This window comes from Halobacillus campisalis (assembly GCF_030345335.1).
Taxonomy (GTDB): Bacteria; Bacillota; Bacilli; order Bacillales; family Halobacillaceae; genus Halobacillus_A; species Halobacillus_A campisalis.
The window spans coordinates 243,498-264,694 of sequence record NZ_JAPVRC010000002.1; the positions used below are offsets into that span (position 1 = coordinate 243,498).

At 42.6% G+C, this 21,197-nt stretch carries 17 protein-coding genes and 3 riboswitches; of the genes, 13 read left to right on the plus strand and 4 right to left on the minus strand.

Annotated elements, in window-relative coordinates:
* Positions 1–11: 11 nt before the first annotated feature.
* The 3 genes from O2Q26_RS05420 to O2Q26_RS05430 are packed head-to-tail and all read right to left on the minus strand — an operon-like array spanning position 12 to position 3,534.
* Entirely contained in the window at positions 12–434 is a 423-nt protein-coding gene (locus O2Q26_RS05420) for a Zn-ribbon domain-containing OB-fold protein (protein ID WP_289214918.1), read from the minus strand.
* Positions 431–1,591, minus strand: a complete 1,161-nt coding sequence (locus tag O2Q26_RS05425; protein ID WP_289214919.1) for a thiolase family protein — start codon at positions 1,589–1,591, stop codon at positions 431–433. The genes O2Q26_RS05420 and O2Q26_RS05425 overlap by 4 nt, the downstream gene beginning before the upstream one ends.
* Positions 1,591–3,534, minus strand: coding sequence for an acetoacetate--CoA ligase (locus O2Q26_RS05430; protein ID WP_289214920.1), 1,944 nt, complete (start codon positions 3,532–3,534; stop codon positions 1,591–1,593). Before O2Q26_RS05430 ends, O2Q26_RS05425 begins: the two co-directional genes overlap by 1 nt.
* 144 nt (positions 3,535–3,678) lie before the next feature.
* Positions 3,679–3,785, minus strand: a riboswitch (SAM riboswitch).
* Positions 3,786–3,856: 71 nt separating this feature from the next.
* A riboswitch (SAM riboswitch) is annotated at positions 3,857–3,961 on the minus strand.
* Between the two features lie 1,127 nt (positions 3,962–5,088).
* On the opposite strand from O2Q26_RS05430, the gene O2Q26_RS05435 reads away from it, so the two are divergent.
* From O2Q26_RS05435 to O2Q26_RS05450, 4 genes are all read left to right on the plus strand, one after another.
* Complete coding sequence (locus O2Q26_RS05435; RefSeq protein WP_289214921.1) at positions 5,089–6,351, plus strand: ammonium transporter; 1,263 nt, start codon at positions 5,089–5,091, stop codon at positions 6,349–6,351.
* Between the two features lie 24 nt (positions 6,352–6,375).
* On the plus strand, positions 6,376–7,344 hold the full coding sequence (locus O2Q26_RS05440; protein ID WP_289214922.1) for a DUF294 nucleotidyltransferase-like domain-containing protein: 969 nt from the start codon (positions 6,376–6,378) through the stop codon (positions 7,342–7,344).
* On the plus strand, positions 7,341–8,063 hold the full coding sequence (locus tag O2Q26_RS05445; RefSeq protein ID WP_289214923.1) for an exonuclease domain-containing protein: 723 nt from the start codon (positions 7,341–7,343) through the stop codon (positions 8,061–8,063). The genes O2Q26_RS05440 and O2Q26_RS05445 overlap by 4 nt, the downstream gene beginning before the upstream one ends.
* Positions 8,064–8,713: 650 nt before the next feature.
* Complete coding sequence (locus O2Q26_RS05450) at positions 8,714–9,259, plus strand: 3-dehydroquinate synthase II domain-containing protein (RefSeq protein WP_289214924.1); 546 nt, start codon at positions 8,714–8,716, stop codon at positions 9,257–9,259.
* A 48-nt stretch (positions 9,260–9,307) separates the two neighbouring features.
* Here the strand turns inward: O2Q26_RS05450 and O2Q26_RS05455 are convergent, their stop codons facing one another.
* The gene (locus O2Q26_RS05455) at positions 9,308–9,730 is read right to left on the minus strand and encodes a hypothetical protein (RefSeq protein ID WP_289214925.1); all 423 of its coding nucleotides are present in this window, start codon (positions 9,728–9,730) and stop codon (positions 9,308–9,310) included.
* Positions 9,731–9,907: 177 nt separating this feature from the next.
* Between O2Q26_RS05455 and O2Q26_RS05460 the strand changes: the two genes are divergently transcribed.
* The 9 genes from O2Q26_RS05460 (at position 9,908) to O2Q26_RS05500 (ending at position 21,080) form a co-directional block, all read left to right on the plus strand.
* Positions 9,908–10,798, plus strand: coding sequence for a hypothetical protein (locus O2Q26_RS05460; RefSeq protein ID WP_289214926.1), 891 nt, complete (start codon positions 9,908–9,910; stop codon positions 10,796–10,798).
* Positions 10,799–11,158: 360 nt separating this feature from the next.
* Positions 11,159–12,568, plus strand: coding sequence for a hypothetical protein (locus O2Q26_RS05465; RefSeq protein WP_289214927.1), 1,410 nt, complete (start codon positions 11,159–11,161; stop codon positions 12,566–12,568).
* Between the two features lie 299 nt (positions 12,569–12,867).
* Positions 12,868–12,971, plus strand: a riboswitch (purine riboswitch).
* 150 nt (positions 12,972–13,121) lie between these two features.
* Positions 13,122–13,985 (plus strand): 5'-methylthioadenosine/S-adenosylhomocysteine nucleosidase, encoded by an 864-nt coding sequence (locus tag O2Q26_RS05470; protein WP_289214928.1) that lies wholly within the window; start codon positions 13,122–13,124, stop codon positions 13,983–13,985.
* Positions 13,986–14,216: 231 nt separating this feature from the next.
* Positions 14,217–14,912, plus strand: coding sequence for a hypothetical protein (locus O2Q26_RS05475; RefSeq protein WP_289214929.1), 696 nt, complete (start codon positions 14,217–14,219; stop codon positions 14,910–14,912).
* Between the two features lie 47 nt (positions 14,913–14,959).
* Positions 14,960–15,715, plus strand: coding sequence for a fumarylacetoacetate hydrolase family protein (locus tag O2Q26_RS05480; protein WP_289214930.1), 756 nt, complete (start codon positions 14,960–14,962; stop codon positions 15,713–15,715).
* Positions 15,716–15,741: 26 nt separating this feature from the next.
* A complete protein-coding gene (locus tag O2Q26_RS05485) occupies positions 15,742–16,650 on the plus strand; it encodes a M23 family metallopeptidase (RefSeq protein WP_289214931.1) in 909 nt (302 codons plus the stop codon).
* A gap of 137 nt (positions 16,651–16,787) precedes the next feature.
* Positions 16,788–17,738: an AEC family transporter gene (locus tag O2Q26_RS05490; protein WP_289214932.1), complete on the plus strand. Its 951-nt coding sequence runs from the start codon at positions 16,788–16,790 to the stop codon at positions 17,736–17,738.
* A gap of 1,332 nt (positions 17,739–19,070) precedes the next feature.
* Positions 19,071–19,505: a flavoprotein gene (locus O2Q26_RS05495; RefSeq protein ID WP_289214933.1), complete on the plus strand. Its 435-nt coding sequence runs from the start codon at positions 19,071–19,073 to the stop codon at positions 19,503–19,505.
* Between the two features lie 201 nt (positions 19,506–19,706).
* Complete coding sequence (locus O2Q26_RS05500) at positions 19,707–21,080, plus strand: hypothetical protein (RefSeq protein ID WP_289214934.1); 1,374 nt, start codon at positions 19,707–19,709, stop codon at positions 21,078–21,080.
* Positions 21,081–21,197: the final 117 nt, after the last annotated feature.

Sequence of the window (21,197 nt, forward strand, 5' to 3'; positions counted from 1 at the left end):
GGTGGTAATCATTAATTTTCCTCCTTTTTCTTTTTGAAAAATGGCAGGGGATGGGGCCCGATTTCCTGAATATCCATCTCCACTTCCATGAGGTGAAATACATCCTTTTCTTCTATAAGTAAGTGGGTCAATAATGAAGGTCCTTCTGCCAGTTTCACAATACCAACTATATACGGAGTGAGTTCCTGCCAGGCTGGGTGGCCTGCTCGATAAATGACACTCCAGGTAGTTAACTGTCCGTACCCCGAGGCCTCCTGCCACGTCAATTGATCGTGAAAGCAATGGGGGCAGTGCTCACGAGGATAGAAAACCCAATCAAGACATTTATCGCATTGTTGGAGTGTCAATTTCCCTTGCTTAATACTGTCCCAGAATGGCTGACTAACAGGCGTAATGGTGGGACGCGGCAGGGATATGTTTGTTTTTGGGTTCATTTTTCTCCTCCTAACACAAGAGCTGTCGTTTCGCTTAAAGTGGCTCCGTTCCCTGTAACAAGGGAGAGGTTAGCGTCTTTGATTTGACGCTGATCTGCTTCGCCGCGAAGCTGATGAACGGCTTCTATGACATGAGACATCCCGCCGGCGAGGTCCGCTTGTCCAAAACCTAGCTGGCCGCCGTGTGTATTTAATGGGAAGTCTCCGTCATGACCAAAGGTGTGATTTTTCACAAACGATCCGAATTCCCCAGGCTTACATAATCCAGCGCTTTCAAGTGTGACGGCGACAACGCTTGTGTAACAGTCATAAAGGGAGAATAAGTCGATGTCTGTAACGTTGATTTGTGCCTGTTCAAGTGCTTTTGGAATGGAATAGCTGAACGGCAGTTGGTTGGTAGCGGGAGCTTGACTCACAGCTCGGTGGGTGATTTTCTCACCAGCTCCCTTTAAATAAACTGGCTTGTGCCGGCCGCGATTGGCATTTTCTTCGGAAGTGACGACAACGGCTGCCCCTCCAGCAACCGGCATGACGATTTCTAATAAATGAAGCGGTTCGGAAATGAGAGGAGATGCTAAGATATCTTCCACCTCTGCAGGCTTTCCGTAGAAAATGGCGTCCGGGTTCTTTTGAGCGTTGTTTCTTGCCCAGTAAGCAATGTGTGCAAACTCTTCTTGCGTTGACCCGTACTCCTCCATGTGCTGACGTTTTAGCAGGGCGTAGGAGGTATTCGCTCCTGAAGCTCCAAACGGGACATCGAATTCACGTATTGGATTACGGTTAGGGGAGCGCAGGGTTTCTCCTTTTTCGTTTTTATTGGCGAGCACACATACGACCGTTTCACACATTCCTGCTTCAATGGCTGCTGCTGCTCTCCAAATCATACCCGGGCCAGTCGCCCCGCCGAGGTCTACGGTGTTGGACATCGCTGGATCGATCCCTAAATATTCTGAAACCGTGGCTGGAACGTGCTGTGGTGTCTCTCCTACTTGTGGTCCGACTAGCAGGCCGTCCACTTCATCTTTAGAAATGCCTGCATCTTGAATCGCCAGCCGGACAGACTCTGCAATTAAGCTTAACGTTGTTTTTCCTGTTGAATAACGGACAGGCTTCAGTTCTCCTATTCCGATAATCGAACCTTTAGGTCTGCGGGTCATTATAAGAACTCCTTTTTTGTAAGCTGTCGGAAAGACTGTAAGCTGGAAGGATTTCTTAAGGAGGCTTCATTAGTGACAACTTTTCCTAATGCGGCTGTTTTCGCAGCCCCTTCCACTTTCTTTCCATTGATGGTATGAGGAATATCGTCGACTTGATAAATTCGTTTAGGAACGTGTCTAGGAGAAGCCTTGGAACGAATTTTCTGGCGAATATGGTTTGCGTAATCCTCATCCAGTTGATCTGTAACGACACAAAGTACGATTTCTTCATCATTATCTTTAGGTAAGCCGAACACTAACGCATCTTCGATACCTTCGATAAGTTCGACCACTCGATAAATTTCCGCTGTACCGATGCGGACTCCTCCTGGATTCAACGTTGTATCGGCCCGCCCATAAATAATGAAAGATTCATTTATCGTCTGTTCAGCGAGGTCTCCATGTGTCCAGATGTCTGGACGCTTTGAGAAATAACTATTCCTGTAACGTTCCTCCCCTCCTTCACCGAAAAAGGTGATCGGCATGCTAGGGAAAGGCTGGGTGCAAACTAAATCAGCTTTTTCTTCATATACAGAAGCTCCTCGTTCATCTAAAACATCAACAGCCATTCCTAAAGCTTTGCAGGGAATCTCCCCCCGGTAAACAGGGTGGACGGGTGACCCCATCACGAAGCAGCCGATGATTTCTGTTCCACCTGAAATCGATGCAAGCAGAATGTCTTCTTTTAACGTCTGATACACCCAGTCATACTGTGCTGGAGCGAGAGGGGCCCCGCAGGAAAGTACGCTTTTTAGAGAGGTAAGCGAGTGGGTGTCTTTTAATCGAGTATTTGCTTTGGCCAGCGTATCTAAATATTTAGGGCTCGTGCCAAAATGGGTCACTCCTACTTCATCAGCCAGATCCCAAAGGTGAAGGAGATTATCACGTTTAACAGGAGATCCATCATACAAAAGCAGGGCGGCTTCACTAGCTAGACCGGAAACAAGCCAGGGATACATCATCCACGCTGTATTGGTATACCAGAATAAAACATCATCTTTGTGAAGGTCGCAATGGAATTGATGTTCTTTTACGTGCTGCAGAAGGGTGCCTCCCACTGAATGGACAATCGCTTTAGGAAGGCCGGTCGTTCCTGATGTATATAGGATATATAACGGATCGTTAAAAGCTGTCGGTGTAAAGGCAGGTTCTTCTGCGTCATTTGCACACAGCTCCTCCCAGGAAAGAGTGTTCGTTTCTGGAATTTTGGTTTGCCCATTTAATGTAATGACGGCGGATAAGTCATAGAGGCTTTTTGTTGTTTCTATGATTTTTTCCTCGATATTAAAAGCTTTTTCTTTATATTGATAAGCCAGGGTGGTGATTAATACTTTTGGTTTCACCTGACCGATTCGGTCAATAATTCCTTTGGCGCCAAAATCAGGGGAGCAGGACGTCCAAATTGCACCTAATGAAGCAGTGGCAAGTAAGGCGGCAAGACCCTGTATATCGTTTGTTGTGATTCCCGCCACACAGTCACCTTTTTGTACACCTAAGTTTTTCAACCCTTGCTGCGCTTGAGCCACCTCTTTTTTCAGTTCTTTCAATGTCACGCTGCGATGAACTCCTGATTCGCTTGCTTCATACGCAACAATACGATCCGATGAACCTCGAAGTAGATTCTCCGTAAAATTTAACCGCGCATGTGGAAACCATTCGGCATCCGGCATAGAAGGAGAGGGAACATAAGCTCGATCCCCTTTGTGACCGATGATCCCTGCGTAATCCCACACCTTCGACCAGAATTCCTCCAAATGGGAAATTGACCAGCGGTGCAAACGTTCATATGGAAAAAGCGGCTGTTCTGCGAAATCCGCAAAGGCTTTTAAGTGAGAGTGTTCAATTCTTTCCTTAGAAGGTTCCCATACACGAGAGGAGTGGGAAGGGGTAATGGATATAGTCATTGATAAATCTCCTTTCATTTAGCAAGGTAACGGGTTAGTTGTTTTATATCTTTTGTTGATTTCTCATATAAGGTTAAGGGATTCAGTTTAATAGATACTTAAAGAAAAAAGCTCTCTTCACAATAAGAAGAGAGCTTTAGACTCTTCTTATCGTTCAGGATTTCTCCTGCAGGAATTAGCACCTTATCAAGGTATTACTTGATGGTTGCCGGGCGTCACTGGGCCAGTCCCTCTGCCTCTCTGGATAAGAACAAATTATTCAGTTGAAAAAATAAAAAACCCTCTCTATTTCTTGAATAGAGAGGGTAAGAGATTAAAAATTCTCTTATCTTCCTGAGCAGTGCTCAGTAGGATTTGGCACCTTGCTATTTAAAATAGCGGTTGCCGGGTTTCACAGGGCCAGTCCCTCCACCTCTCTGGATAAGAATACTACGTTCATTTAATTAAGTGTCATGTTAGCAGGGAAAAGCTTAGATGTCAATTGCATATTATAAAGGCTTTGTTAAAGTTCAGTGTTGGTATTCATATATGCTCCCTTTATTGGAAGACTCAGGTTCGAGATGTTTGCACTGTTTCCGTTATGTTTAACAGCGGGAAGAGCTCCGGGAAATCACTCCCTTTCCGTGGGAGCGCAGTGAGCCTCCTCGAGCTTCGCTCTCCGGGGTCTCACCAAGCACTCTCTTCCCACAGGAGTCTCGCAATTTCCCGGAGCTCTTTGCCAGTCGTTAGTAGAACGGAAACTCTTATGACAGGACTTCAGCACCATAGAACCCTTATGAAGTTTTTCACTCAGAACATGGCTGGCGGTAGACATAAACCCCCTCCATTCATGTAAGTGTCATACCCAAATAGAAGCAGCTTCTCTCCTTAATTAATAAACCTAAACGTAGCAATTGATTACCACGAATGCTCCAGATGTTTACGGCGCAAGCTTTGCATGAAAATGCGAACATTGAGGTTAAATACTGAGGGGCGTAACAAAGGTCTCTTGATAAAAAACTTGAGGTGGAACGCAATATCTTCATTTCGCTGGAATCGGGAAGATGCTCATTTTTATGTGAGGGTTCGTTTCTCACCTTCATCAAATGGGGTTGTTGGGAAGCTGCGAGACTCCCGTGGGAGAAGGATGTAGGCGAGATCCCACAGGGCTGAAAAGCCCGAGGAAGCTTGCCACTTCCCCCACAGGAAAGCGAGTAGCTTCCCAACAACCCCTAACTCTTAATAGGGCAACGAACCCTGAATATCTCGATAGCAATTCTTCAGCTATCCTGCCATATTGTTGAATAACTCACTTATCAATATCAACCACCACCTTTAGCCATTATAAAAGAAAAGTGTGATTTAACGGTCGAATTCACTTGTATGTGAATCAAATTACACCTGAGAAAACTAAATAGCATCCTCTGAATAATCACGTCTTGTATAGCTTCATAGAAATGAAAAACTACGAAGCGAATAAACTTTTAAAAAACATTTGTGTAAATTTTCAGTTTTTGATAGTATATTGTATAACATAACGTGTTAGAAAATATAACATAAAGGGGATAGCTTCAAATGGATGCAACTTTTTTGATGAACAACTTATGGATTGTCGTGTGTACGGTGCTTGTTCTGCTGATGCAGGGTGGATTTATTTTACTTGAGGCCGGATCCACGAGAATGAAGAATGCCGGGCATATTGCCGGAAAAACTGTTTTCACCGTCGGTATTGTTTCTCTCGTATTCTGGGCAGTTGGATATGGATTGATTTATGGTGAAGGAAACGCATTTATCGGCTTTTCTAATTTCTTTTATGGTGATGCAACGACTATGGGAGAGGGACTCGCGGGTTCTGTTGATTTCATGTTCCAGCTTGCGTTTGCAGCAATCGCAATGACGATTGCATTCGGTGGGTTCGCTGAGCGTGCAAAATTGATTGGTTACGTAATTTTTGCTATTTTATTTTCTATTGTCATTTACCCAGTCATTGCACACTGGATCTGGGGCGGCGGCTGGTTGGGTGAACACGGTAAACAGGACTTTGCCGGTTCCACGGTCGTTCACTTAACCGGAGCGGCAGCGGCTTTAGCTGCTACAATGATCTTGAAGCCGCGTATCGGGAAGTATAATAAAGACGGATCTTCCAATGAAATAGCTGGTCACAACCAGGTGTTCACGGCATTAGGTGTTTTACTTCTATGGGTAGGCTGGTTCGGTTTTAACGCAGGGAGTACGTTTGGAGTAGAAGATGCGTTCTTCGGCTACGTTGCATTGAACACTCAATTGGCGGCTGGTGCTGGTGCTATTGGTGCGATGCTGATGGTTTGGGCAGTTACCGGAAAAGCGGATGTGCCTACGACGTTGAATGGTGCTTTAGCCGGTCTTGTTGCCATCACTGCCTCTTGTGCTTTTGTTGAGCCATGGGCCGCTGTGATTATTGGTCTTGTAGGTGGAGCTTTCGTATTCTTCAGTATGAGATTCTTTGATAAAAGAAAAATCGACGATCCCATCTTTGCTCTTTCTGTACACGGAACAGTCGGAATCTGGGGTACGCTGTCCAATGGACTGTTTGCAACGCCTGAACTTGCGACAGTAGGTCGTCCAGGATTGTTTTACGGCGGCGGATTTGAACAGCTTGGCGTACAGCTTCTAGGTGTTGTGGCTTGTGGTCTATATGCTTTCATCGTTTCGTGGATTATTCTGAAGGTAATGGATAAAGCCATGGGAGGTTTACGTGTTACTGAAGAAGAGGAAATCATGGGTCTTGATATCAGTGAACACGGTGGGTATGGATACCCTGAAAACTTGACTCGTCCAGAATCCAAATCAGGAGCATAATCACGAATAAAGGAATGGATTCTTATGTTCAATACGTATGAGGGATTGAAACAATGGCGGAAAGATACCATCAGGTCTGTTGCGGATGACCATTTTCAATTAAATGCCTTCCACGATCAATTGATGTATCAGACGGTAACGATCGCAATGGATAAAATCGAAAGAGAGCAGGGGAATCCACCTGCTCCTTTTGCGTTTTTTGTAATGGGGAGCGCCGGCCGGTTTGAGCAGTCGGTTTGGAGTGATCAGGATCATGGAATTGTATTTGATGGTAACGAAAACGTACAGCATTATTTTTTGAATCTGGGTGAGGAGGTCAGCCGGGGCTTGGCGGTTGTCGGCTATGAATGGTGTGAAGGCCAGGTGATGGCTTCGAATCCGATGTGGTGCCGATCGACCGTTTCTTTTCAAGCTCAAAATTCTGATTGGCTGGATGAAGCCAGCTGGCAGTCGCTCCGTAACTTTTCGATTCTTTTTGATTCCCGTGTATTGTATGGCAAGGAAGAGTTATTAGAAAGGGTGAAGCACGAAGCTTTTTCCCGATTAGAGAAACATCCTTCTTTGTATGCACGACTAGTGGACAATTTTGAGTTCATAAAAAAAGGGGTCGGCGTATTTGGCCAGCTGCTGCCTGATCAGCGGCAAGGAATGAAGGGTGATATCCATTTGAAAGAAACGGCTTACTTTCCGTATGTGAATGCTTTACGTATTCTAGCTTTACGAAGTGGAACGACTGCGGCCCCGACAATTTCAAGGTTCGAAGCCCTGAAGGATACGTATCCATTCATCGTAGAATATGAAAAAGACTTCAGGCACCTTCTCGACTTCCGACTTCGCTTTAGACAGGGAGCGGAGAATTATGAAAAAGTTCATCTGCTTCCGATCGATCATTTATCTAAAGAGGAAAAGCTGGAGCTGAAATATTTGATTAAACGTGGGAAACAGCTTTTTGCTAAATCCAAATCCATCGTTAGAAAAGAGCTGAAACTATGAATCCATTCTCTCAATTTGTGAAGGGTTTGTCAGACCGGCTCGGAAATGGATTTTCTTCTTTAAACCAGAATGATCCTGCCAAAGTAGCTTACGTTAGGAATTTGGAACGACAAATGAAAAATAAAGATGTTCTGGACATCCCTTTTGATGACTTGAACGTCGTCGTCTTTGATTTAGAAACCACGGGCTTTTATCCTTATAAAGGCGATCACATCCTATCTATAGGGGCGGTGAAGGTCGAAGGGACGCACGTCAAAGAAGAAGAGACGTTCTATTCTCTCGTATATCATGATACGGGGCCCTCGAAAGAGATTGAGGAGTTGACCGGTATTACAAAGGAAATGCTCCAGTCAGCTGCATCTCTTCGGGATGTTCTAAAAGATTTTTACTCGTTTGTCAAAGGTGATGTATTAGTGGCCCACCATGCCAATCATGAAAAACAATTCATGAGTCACGCAACGTGGCTGGCTTTGAGAAAAAACTTCCAGCACCGTATCGTGGATACCTCCTTTTTAACGAAAATTGTCCATCAGGATCAAAGTATGATAAGCCTGGACGACTGCTGTGAGTATTATGGAATCGGTATCGAACAACGGCACCACGCCTTGTACGATGCTAAAGCCACGGCCAGGTTGTGGGTGGAAAGTATCCGGGATATCCAGCAAAAAGAATTCACAAAATTGCAGGATGTCTATACCTATCTTGCTACTTCCAAATAGAACATAGAAACAGGAGCTGTTCACCAATGAGAACAGCTCCTGTTTGTGTTGACTTTGTTAATTATCAGTGTTGAGTTTCATTTTAACTTTCTTATCTGGAAGATTGGTTTCGTTATTTATGTTTAAAGAAATGGAATCTAGGAAATGGCTCGCTTTCCGCAGGGATGACGGCCAGCCTCCTCGAGCTAACGCTCTCCAGGGTCTAGCCAGTCCATCCATTCCCGCAGGAGTCTCTCCATTTCCAAGATCCCATTGCCATCATGGGAGGAACGGAACCGTTATTTGATGATCATGAATTAATAGAAAAGGCTCTATGAAGGCATTAGAGTTTTTCTATTAATTCAGTAACTTTTGCGTGACTCCCCTATATGGACAGGGGACATGTCTCTCTCTGAACAATTATAAATGGGCAAGACTCCTGTGGGAAGCCCACCGCACTCCCGCGGAAAGCGAGTCCATTCCTAAATTCTACTCATCATAAAGATGTCTTAATGCTGAGTCTTAAGCCATCCGCATTAATAATTTTCGTATACCTCGCATATGAAAAAATAATATCGCCGTGTGACCTCATTTAGTTATTAGTGGACAAAACATACAACTAAGCAGGAAAATATAAGGAGGAGAATGGAAGAGAGGATAGGTGTAAATGTATGAGCAATGAGGAGAAAGAATTTGTAGAAATCACTAAAATCGAAGAAGTCGGCGAAGGAATGAGAGTATGTGTAGATTTCATAGATAACCTGAGCCCTTCAGACGGCTTATATGTAGGCAACACAGGTCACGGCTACATTAAAGTACTGGCCGAAAACCGCGAATCGGATGGATATCCCCCTCGTCCGTTTCGGATCAATTGTGGAGCATTCCACCAATACTTATACCAAAAAACAAAAACGTACTATCTTCATGAACTTACCCCGGGAGAGAAACTGACACTTACCGATGAGAAAATAGAAAGAGATATTTCTATCGGGCGAGTAAAAACGGAAAAGCGTCCATTTGTTAGGGTGGAAGGTGAAATTGGGGGGAGGACTATTTCAGCCACGTTACAGCAATCCACCAGTGTGTATCTTGTGGAGGAAAGTGAAGGCGAAATCCCTTTGCTTCAGCTAAAAACCGGCCACAAAGTACTCGGCCTAATGGACAAGCCAGGACGGCATTTAGGGGAACAAATTGATGAGGTTATTGAGGAAAAATAAATGAAACGAACTCCCGGCTTTTTCTGTGCGGGAGTTCGTTTATATAATTTACAGCCCTTTAATGAGCATTCCGTCTTGTTCTCGTACTTTATCATAGGATTCAATTAAATGTTCAGGGACCAAAGTGCGTCCGTAATCCCATGCATTTCTTTCAATCTCAGATTTGAGCGCTTCAATTTCTTCATCTTCTCCGTATTTCAGTGTCCTTAGATCATGCTTGTGTTTCTTGAACGTCAAATAATACCCGATCTCATGGTAGACGATAATTCGAGCGAAATTTTCCTCTGATTCTTTCATTTTTACTTTACTCATATACCCATTGATTTCTAAATAATTGAAATTCAACGTATTGGTGGACACATTGTAGCTCATCGGCGCCCGTAAATTATTATTGATTTCAATATTTATATCGAGGCTATGCTCGCTTAAGGTATCTCTAATGATTTTTTCTACATCCCAAACGTACAGCATTTCTATAACCACTATCCTTTCTAATCCTTCTACCCTTCAGTATAGTTTAATTTTATTCTCATTCAATCAATATCTAGAAAATTAGCTGTTCTATTGCTATTCACCTTCCTTATCTTAAAGCCGATAATAGGGTGGAGGCTAACGAAAAAGCTCATAAATTAATATGGAGGTGGAGGCATGCCGTCGATTGCACAAGCGTTGAAAAATTTCATCGTGGTTACAGGGATTGTCATACTCGCCGGGACATCTATATCAGTTCCTACCGTTCCTGTTGAAGCAAAAAGTTTTAAACATGAACTCAATCAAGCAGAACAGGAAGAGTTAAAGTATCCAGAAGAAATAACCAGTAAGGTCATGAAAACGCTGAAAAAAGAAACGAAAGGACCTCTTTACTACGAAGAGGCTCTCGAGATTATTGAGAGACTGAAAAAAGTCGAGGTGATGGACAGTTACCTTGATGCTTATGGTAAAAAAATAGAGTCAGAGGAAATCCGGCGAATCGTGGAACAAATCTATGAGATTGATTTGAATCGGGTATCCGAGCTGGGGGCAGGTAAAGACGAAATTTATCCGGAAGAAATCATTGAAGGTGTGAAATCGGCCTCTCCTGATGCGGCTATATCATCATTATCAAAAGTAGAAGTGATGGATTTTTATTTGAAGTCTTATGGGAAGAAAATTGATGGGCAGGAAATTCGAAGGATTATCAATCAAATTTTCGGTATCAATTTAGATGGAATTTCATCGCTTGAAGGGTCGCGGGTGTCGCTTTATTCCAAAGACCAGTGGATTTCCCGATACGATGGCGATTTATTCGTCGTACATACTGGGTTAACGGATGTTGATGTATGGATTTACCCTACAGCTTATTTCACCCAACAATCCGGCCTGAGTGAACTGCCGGCAGACCTTCGCGATGAATTAATTCAGCTTGGCTTTGAATATAACGAACAGGTAGAAGCTTATTATTATGAAAATCCTGAAGGTGAATCTGTGTCTGATGAATTTAAGGGACGGACGTTAGGGACTGTTATCCAGTTCATCCAGATGAATTACAGTGATTTGTAGAGATTATTTAAAGGATGATGTTTATTGAATGAATAAACAACTCCCCTTCATCAGCGGTGTTCTCCTGGCGAGGGGAGTTCATTTATAGTTCTGCTAATACTTCATTTAATTCTCTGCTCGAACTTCTGATTGTTCAATTAAAGTTATTTTTTCCATTAAATAATGCAAGCATGGTTCATATTTATACTGGAGCTTGGCTTGCCCGGTTGGCCTCACAGGATCAGTCCCTCTTACCATAAAAAGGGCTGGTCTTTTTGTGTGTGAACTTCTATGATGCAGAATGGGTAAGGTTGTAACATTAGACTACGTACCGAGCGAGTCATATAATAGAAACATTCACTAGAGTCAGGAGTTATATTAATGGAGAAAGTTACTTTGTATGTATACGCAGCTATCATAAATCTTTATATTGTTCTATTTTATTTCACCCGGACAGTGCAGCACGATAATCTGCTGACGATTTTATCTGTGCTCGGTGTCTTTTCCCTTTTGTTTTCTCTTCTTTATTTATCAGGGCGCAAACGAGTTCTTCCGGTAGCTTTGATTATATTTGCATTTCTCATTTTAATATTGTCCGACACGTCATTGGCAGAGGGTATGCTTCAAGGGTTTCGCCAGATGACAAGCTTGATTGCGATATTATTGATTGTGCCTATTATCAGTTGGATTTTAGATGAGGAACCTTATATTGAAAAAATCATGGCATTGGCGGGGAATTTTTTAAATACGAGTCGCAAATTTTATTTCGGCATCATGCTGATTACCCAAATTCTCTCGTTCTTTTTATTGTTCGGGTCAATTCAGACAGTGTACCAATTGATCCAGCAGTTGTTAGGTGACCGGAAAGGGGAAGGATGGGAGAATTTCAAGGGCACCGCATTATTGCGTGCTTTTTCGTTGTGTACGCTGTGGGTCATCAGTATTCCGAGTTTTGTGTTCATCGTGAACTTTCTGGATGCTTCTCTATGGATTTCCATGCTGCAGGGGGCTTTCATTTCATTTTGCGCTATCCTATTAGCTGTTATTTTTTCTTATTATGAAGAAAAGCACTATAACATCGATATCAATTCTGCTCTTAGAGAAGAAATTGAAAAAGCGATCGGTTCCCAGGAAAGAGGGAAGGTCAGCCGTGAAGTGCTCGAATTTGCCAGCTTATTCGTGTTGATTTTCGGAACGATTTTTTTCCTTCACGGCGTGTTCGGGCTGGAAATCCTGATTATCATTCCTCCTGTAATTTTGAGCTATACGCTGATTTATTTCTTTAAGAAACGAAGGTTCAATAGTTTAAATAAAAATATCAAACATTATTTTACAGGCTACCTGAAGTCTAAATCCCAGCAGTTTAGTATTCTTTTATCCGTTGGACTTGTGATTGCCTCTTTGAACCTTTCAGGCTGGGGCAAAACGATAATTGATGGGATATTGACAGTCGAAGGTACTATACCTTTTCTGAACATTTTAAGCATCTTACCTTTTGTCCCGATGATTCTGAGCTTCTTTGGAATCGGTCCCTTACCTGTATTAGTTCTTGTGGGAGGGGTGCTGCAAAATGTATCACTGCCATATCCGCCGGAACTGCTGGTGCTTTCGATCACATCAGGGAGCGTCATTTCCGCATTGCTGTCCCCGTTTATTCTGCCGGCGATTGTGTTGAGCAGTGAAAACGGATTGAGCATTTTTAAGAATGGCTTCCAATTCAATATTCTGTATGCAGTTGTTTTTTATGCCTTTGTTCAGGCGTATTTACAGATTGTTACTATTTTAATATAAAAGTAGTTGTTGAGTATTTAATAACAAAGTAATGAATTAATAAAGCAGTTACTTGGAAGATATGATTAAGAGAAATTTGGTAAGTGGATCGGGGCGGCGGTGAATAGCTCGCTTTCCGTGGGAGCTCAGGAACGGAAACCATCTCGAAGATGAGTTTTCAGTATTTCAATATAAGCTAGCTTATTTGAATATCAAAAAAGTAATTCAGAAGAAGATAAAGCGAATATTTTTATAATTTTATCATTAAAAGTTCGTGTTTTATATTGAAGCTCATGAATAAGTCTGCTATAGTAGCACAGTAATTATTATAAATAGTAACTCGTATATTTTCGGTAATATGGTCCGAACGTTTCTACCTGGTTCCCACTGAATGAACTAGACTACGAGTTGAAGTGCGGTGCTGCTTTTTTAGTATATCAGGTGATTGTTCGGGTTTTGCTTGATTTTCCATGCTTTGACTTTCTCAGGTCTAGAGGGTAGAGACATTCTGCCATTCTGGGCCTTTTTCTATGGTCCAATTATCGAAGGTATCCAACATCAAGGGGGAAAAAGAATGTCAAAAGCATCAAGAACCATGATTGCTGTACTGTTATTAATTGTTTTTGCAGGGTGCAGCGCGTCTACAGAAGGGGAAGCCGAACAAAAAGAGGAAAAGCAGCCGATCTTAGTTCAAGGTCCTATGCCGATTGAAGCTGAACAATTCGCTGATCGTCTGGATGATGTAAAAGAAGAGAAGTCTGGAACTTTTGTATTTTACAAAGGGACCGTAGATGATTATCCGGTTATTGTGGCTAAAACGGGGAAAGGTATGGAAAATACTGCAGCAGCAACCGCTTTGGCTATTGAAAAATATGACCCGGCAGCCATTATAAATCAAGGTACATCTGGAGGGCACGATCCAAATTTAGAAGTATACGATATTGTTTTAGGGGAAAGAACGACAAACATCGGGGCTTTAAAAACAGGGGACAGGGATGAAGGAGAAGGCATTGAGCCGACAAATTGGATTCCTATGGATTTAATGGCCTCAGAAGGAAGTGCGGGGGAGGATCCTGACGCTGAGAATATCCGCTACTACGATGGTGATCAAGATCTACTTACAGCTGCTCAGCAAGTAAAAGACACCCATGAGGAAGGTAAGGTAGTAGAAGGAACAATCGGTTCAGCTGACCTTTGGAATAATGAAGTTGATCGTATCCAGTGGTTCCACGAAAAGTATGAAACCTCTGTAGAAGAAATGGAAGGGGCTGCTGGAGCCCAAATTGCGGATGCATATGAAGTGCCTTACTTAGGCATTCGCATATTATCTAACAATAAAGTTAATGGCGGCGAATACGACCCTGACACAGCGGAAGCGAACCAGGAATATGTGTATGAAGTCGTGAAAGAATATATTTCAACTGCAGATGGAAAGTAATGTAAACAAGATAGGGACCAGCTTGGTAGAAAAAGCTGGTCCCTGCTTAATTTTAGATGTTGGAATTAGCGATGATCAACGCCACCCGTATATGGGCTGGCGTTTTTTAAATTTCTTGTACATCTAGCAGTATAGCCTGCAGCGTCTGTTTTTTTAAAAAGAGGACATCCACCGACCGTTATCGAAATAGTGAATAGAGTAGCGTAAAGCATGAAAATTGGAGGAGACCTTATGAATATCAGTAACCAGTTTAAAGTCATTTGGTGGGTGTTTCTTTTGATCTTTTCCGCTTTGATTCTCATGTCAAGGTATGACTATTTGACATCGGCTGATGCCCAGACTTTCGATTATTTGATTTTTTGTTTATTTATCGTTCTGGCGTTCATTCCTTTTTTCGCAGAAATGAGTCTGTTCGGGCTTTCTTTTAAAAAAGAACTGGAAGAGGTGCAGGAGGAAATGACTGAAGCGTTGAATGAAATCAAATTGATTCTCAACACTACCAATAGTAATAACCTGTACTTTTCGAGTGGATTACCTGAAGGTCAATTGAAACAGTTGGAAAAGTCGATACTAGCTGAATCTCCCAAAAATTTCACGGCCCAGCATCAACCGATTGAAAGTCTCGAAGAGTCGCTGATCCGGTTATTTGAAGTAAGGTACGAGCTAGGGAAGGAATTAAAATCTACAGCTAGGGAACATATAGGTGAATCAGCCAAATTTATCGGGATTCCAAAGGCTGCAGATGTACTAGTGAGAAATGAAGTGATCGGATTTCCTGAAAGTCAGGGCCTCAACGAAATTCATAGGATTACGACAAGAGCGCTCGATGCAGAAGAAATCTCAGTTGGTGAGGTTGACTTTTGTTTATCCGTGGCACCAGGAATCATTCAACAGTTACGAGCAAATCGTCGAAAAAAAGGAATTTAACAGTAGATATCGAAATAGTTGTTAAGTAGAAGAAGGAGGATTTCATCATGAAATACATGCGTTTTAAAAAAGACGGCGAAACTTATTTTGGCGTGGTAAAAGGACATTCCATCACTCAGCTTGAGGGGGATTACATAAAGGGAGAAACACGCCCGCTAGCAACAGAATTTTCTTTGGAGGAAGTAGAAGTGCTGACGCCGGTCGTACCGGGGCAGGTCATCGGCATCGGCTTGAATTATGAGCTGCATGCTGAAGAAACAGGTAAGAAGATTCCCGAAGAACCGATGATGTTCATGGCATCACCAAGTGCCGTCACGGCTCACCATACTGATATTGTGCTTCCAACATCAGAGCACCGCATCGATTATGAGGCAGAACTCGTGATTGTCATAGGAAAAGAAGCGAAGCATGTGGAAAAAGAAGAAGCGTTCTCTTATATCTTCGGCTACACGGTTGGAAATGATGTATCTGATCGGCACCTTCAGAAAAAAGACGGACAGTTTACACGCGCAAAATCATTCCCGACGTTCAAACCGCTCGGCCCAGTAATTGAAACAGAATTGAATCCGAACGAGGCTGCGATTAAGCTTACATTAAATGGAGAAGTAAAACAGCAGTCCAATACAAACGATTTGATTCATGACATTTCAGAGCTTGTCGCGAAGGTGACGGAGGTAATGACATTAAATCCAGGGGATGTTATTTATACCGGAACGCCGTCTGGTGTAGGTCCTCTCTCTCCTGGAGATGTAGTGGAGGCTGAAGTGGATGGAATCGGTGTACTGCGTAATACCGTGAAATGATTAGGTAATTTGAAGGAGGGCCTAGAATGCATCTCATGATGTGGTTCCAGGCATTCATTTATTTACTGCTGCCCTTATTTTTATTATATAGGGTAGTTAAAAATGACTATACGAGTCAAAGACTATGGTTTATAGAATGGTTGTCGACCGCTGCTTTCATAGGGTTCCTGTTTGTCGTCGGTCCATGGCACATATTCTTTTACTACTTCCGATACATATGGCTTCTTATTTTTATAGTTGTATCGATTGTTTCGTTTAAGAAGATTAAAATGATCCCTAGAAAAGGGCCCAAACACGATAAGAGTTATAAGTTTTCTATTGGAATCAGTGCCGTTCTTGCTGTTTACTTCGGTTTTATCATGATCGTCGGCTTATCGGGATATGTTCAGAAAAGCGGCGGGGAGATTGCACTCGATTTTCCTTTAAAAGACGGAGTGTTTGCCGTGGGCCATGGGGGCTCTACGACGAAATTTAATTATCATGCTTCCCATCCGAATCAGCGATATTCTTATGATATTCTGCAACTGAATGGATGGGGGCTCAGGGCTGAGGTGATTACTCCATCGGAACTTGAACAATATGAGATTTATGGAGCGCAGCTTTACAGTCCATGTGCTGGAAATGTAATTTCAGCTGTTGATAAATATGAGGATATTCCTCCATTGCAATCGGATATAGAACCCGAAGAACCTGCAGGCAACCATGTTATTCTTTCATGTGAAAATACTGGAATCCACATCGCTCACTTCAAACCTCGTACAGTCGAAGTTCAAGAAGGACAGGACGTAGATACCGGAGATGTACTTGGCGAAGTAGGAAATACCGGGAATACGACAGAGCCTCACCTGCATATTCATGCGGAGAGAGATGGAGAAGGGGTACCAATCACGTTCAATGAGCGGTTCTTAAAAAGGAACAGTTTAGTTTTCAACTAGTGTGTGACGCATAACAATGAGCTCCTTGGTTCTTATCCTTGGCTCTGCTAGCTTAAGAGCATTTATTTTTATTCATCTTCCATTTGTATTAAGATGGAAAACATGAATAAAATTCAAAGAACTGAGGCGAGATTGATATGTCGATCATCAATATTATGACACCTGTCTTTATGATGGTGGCCATGGTAGGTGTGGGGCTTGTCACGTCGAAAATGATTGACGTCACACCAGAAACCCGACGCTTTATTTCTTTTATCGCGATAAATTTTGCTTTGCCGGCTGTAGTAGCCTACAGCATCTTTCAATTGGAGTTTAACAGTGAAACCTGGATTGCGTTTGGAACGATTTACATATGTTCTCTGGTATTAACGTTCATCGGGATGTTAACCGGATATACGATGGGTCGGGCCTTCGGTTATAAAGATATCGAAGCTCGACAACTTGCCATTGTTGCAGGTTGCGGAAACACAGGGTTTCTAGGTATTCCTCTTGTGTCCATTTTGTTCGGTTCAGAAGCGGGCTCATATGCTGCCGTATATGACGCAGGAACGATGACCAGTGTGTTCACGATAGGTATTCTATTGTTGAAGCCTGGCCGTTTTTCATTTAAACAGCTATCAGCTATTTTGAATACGCCTTTTATTACATTGGCTGCGTCCGTTACATTGGCAGCGATCGGCATTGTTTTGCCGGTAATGCTTTTAGAAACGGCTGACATGCTTTCCGGGCTGGCTGCTCCTTTGGCCATGATTCTGATCGGTCTGCTTATTCCGACGATCACTTCATCTAATTGGAAAATGGTGAAAGAAGGGTATAAGCGGTTCATAGGGGCTGCTGTTGTAATTAAGGTTCTCTTGGTGCCGGGTGTCGCTTGCCTTGCAGTATGGCTGCTTCCATTCCCAGAGCTGCTTGGAAAAATCATTATTGTCCAGGCTTCCATGCCGACATTCACTCTTGCTACCGTGTTGTTTGAGCGTTATGTACGAGGTGCTTCCAGACAGTTGGGCATTGTGGCTATCATTGTCACAACGATCATCAGTTTGCTGATGCTTCCATTGACGATCTTCATAGCTCAGCATATTTCTTAAAAGATAGGCTCAGGTAAAATTAATCATATATGCTCCCTTTAGTGGAAGACTCAGATTCGAGATATTCGGGCTGTTTCCGTTATGAGTGACAGCGTTTAGAGCTCCGGGAAATCACTCGCTTTCCGTGGGAGCGCAGTGAGCCTCCTCGAGCTAACGCTCTCCGGGGTCTCACCAAGCACTCTTTTCCCATCTCTTACACGTAAATTAGTCTAGAGCCTTAAATCAGTCCATAAATCTTATGGGGGACTATCGAGCTCCAGCGCTTAGCGGCTATTAAGACTTCCTTCACTTCTGTACGATAAGTCAACATCGAATCACTCCGTTCTTCGTGTTTCCTTTATCTCCGTCAGCTCAGTCCAGTCCATACGCCGCTGAACGAAGCGCTTCCGCTTTTACAAAAGGAGTCTCGCGATTTCCCGGAGCTCATTGCGTTTGTCAGGTTCACGGAAACATCTGAGACAGTGCTCTGAGTGAAGTACAGCTCTTTTCGAGTGCCAACGCCAAGTAGCACCATTTCCAATACCCCATTATAATAAATTGATCTTTTCAGGCTGTATGTTTATTGTTTAATAGGCTATGGCACAGGCGCTTAATCGCTTTTTGTCTTCTTGGATAAAATTAATTGTAAACCGTTTGGAAAAATGTATATGGACTGGACTGAGCTGAGCTGTGGGAGATTAAGGAAACTAGAACAAAATGACTCGATGTTGACTTGCCAGTATCGATAGTCGTTAAGCACTATAGCCGGAATACGCAGCTTAGATGAGAGATTAAGTCTTTTCGAGTGCCAGGGGTTCGTTCATTCCATTTTGCATGGGGTGGTTGGGAAGCTAGGAGACTCCCGTGGGAGAAGGATGTAGGCGAGATCCCACAGGGCTGAAAAGCCCGAGGAAACTCGCCACTTCCCCCACAGGAAAGCGAGTAGCTTCCCAACCACCCCTGACTCTCATTACGGCAACGAACCAAGACTACCTCGAATTCAAGTCTACCGCTATCCTGCCATATTGTTGAATAACTCTCTTATAAACGTCAACAGTAACCTTTAACATAGCCAATCTAAAGTACTGCCCTTCCAGTATCAGCCGTGAGCTGAGGAATGGAGGGGCGTTTTTATTTTATCTGAACATACATTGATAGCGAGATCAGGAGGAATTTAGCGATAACTTTTATTGATAGAATGCCTTTAAGGCGGAATGTGATACGATATAATTATGTATATTGGAAAAAAAAGGAGGTTGTTAGTCGATAGAATAATATATGAGGTGAAACGCTGTTTTTATGTAAAAGAGAAGGATGGATTCTTTAAAAACTACTAAGATGGAGGAGAGTATTGTGAAGAATAACTATTTATTTCGTGAGTTTTTAAATGAATATTTAGAAGTGTGGAGGCAATCATCTTTTACCAGGTTACAAGAGATTCTTTCTGAAAGTTATAAAGCCAGAGAGATTGCTGGCGGAGATGTCGTAGACTTTGGGTATGAGGAGGCATTAGACGGTTGGAAACAAGGTTTTCAATTTGCTGAAAATCAACCTTGTGCTTGGGATCTCAGAGAAATCGCAGTAATTCCTGTAAAAGAAAATGAAGTCATGGCGATTGTTTCAGCTGATTTAGTGATGGAGGGAGATCGTTCAGAAACCGTTAGCTTATTTTTTCAAACATTCAAATTTACCGATAATCACGGGTGGAGATTGATTAGAAGTTACATAGAAACGGGAGTTCCTATTTCAAATCTGAAGAACATGTCATTTCAGCCAACTCATTTATAATAGTCTAACAAAACCACGCAAAACGGAGCGGTTAGTTGTGGAAAATAATAGTGGGATTCGTGTTCTTGATTGAAAATCTATCCAATTATCGGTAGCATTAGGAGATATCATGAATTAGATAGAAATAGACGAACTTTAGACGAACTCAAGAGACTCAAGACAATGATCTTCCGTTCGCCTGTCTGGAATAGGAGGATGAATATGCGGAACCGCTTCTTACAACATTTATACATATTTTACTCACTGGTTTTTTTATTGAATGTCATTCACGTCTTTTGGCCAAACCCTGTTCTTTATACGGTCATAGGTGTGGCAGGAATGGTCATGATGGTCATAAGTGTTCCGCGAGCTGATCGTGTGTTCAAAATACTTGGAGGAATTCTTCTTGCGGCTGGAAGTTTCTTTTTTATTTCCAGTGGAGTATCGGCTGGAAAAATTCCAGCTTTTTTTGCGGGAAACGTTGGGTTGTTATTCCTACTGTCGATGCTTCCCTGGATGAACAGTGTCGTTAAGGCAGGTCGGTATAATAAGCTGCTTCACGCCCTGCTTCAGGGGAACGGCAATCGTTCTCTCGGACCTTTATATGTGCGCAGTGAAGCAACGATGGTATCGTTGGCCGCTTTTCTTAATTTGTCCTCCGCCACGATTTCTCAGGACTTATTGATCAATCAACTGAAGCATGTGAAAACGAAAGTCAGAAACAGCTTTGTCGCTATGACCACACTCCGAGGGTATTCTCTCGCTTTACTTTGGAGTCCTCTTGAGATTTTGTTAGCGACTTCGATCTTCATCACAGGTGCGAATTATTTAGTCGTCTTGCCGTGGATGCTGCTCATCGCTCTGCTTGGAATCACGATAGACGCAGGAATTGGCAAATGGCTTTTTAGTAACTATGAATTGGAAGAACAGACCTCTGTCTTAAAGAGGCTCAGCGATCATAAAAAGAAACTGGGCGGATTTCTACTTGCACTCGTTTTATTTCTGGTCGTCGTTGTCTTTCTGGTGAATGTCATTCAGTTTGATTTCTTATTTGCCGTTACTATTGCCATTTTTCCATTTGCTTTTCTGTGGGCCGTTCTCTTGAAACGGAAAAGAAGTTTTCTTACGATCGGTTGGCCTACATGGAAAAAACAGACGAATCACCTTAGCAATTTTATCGTTCTTTTATTAGCTCTGTCATTTTTGACCGAATCCCTTAACGTTTCTCCATATCTAGAATATTTGCAGAATCCAATCATCGCTCTAGAAGGTCATCCATTGTTGATCATGCTGTTCATTCAAGCTGCGTTTCTAGTAATGACACTACTAGGCGTACACCCTTTGGCAACTATGGGTATCTTTGGAGGAATTAGTGAATTATTGATGGGAGCTTTGCCTCCGGTGACGCTTACGATCCTGCTTGCAAGCACGGCGATAGCTACTGTGCCGTCTGCTCCTTATGGACTAATTGTCACTTTGACGTCTATCAGTTTACGGATGAATCCATACAAAATCGTTATGAAAAATCTTCCGCACAGTCTGGTGCTTGGTTTTCTAGGGGTACTCGTCGCTTGGTTTACGCTGCAGATCTACTGATGCGTACTTATTATAAGTAATATAGTTAAGTATTCAATAGAATAAAAGTTACCTTTCATAAAGCTATAAACATAAAATAAGTCTTCTCACCCTTTGATGAGGCGAGAAGACTTTTTA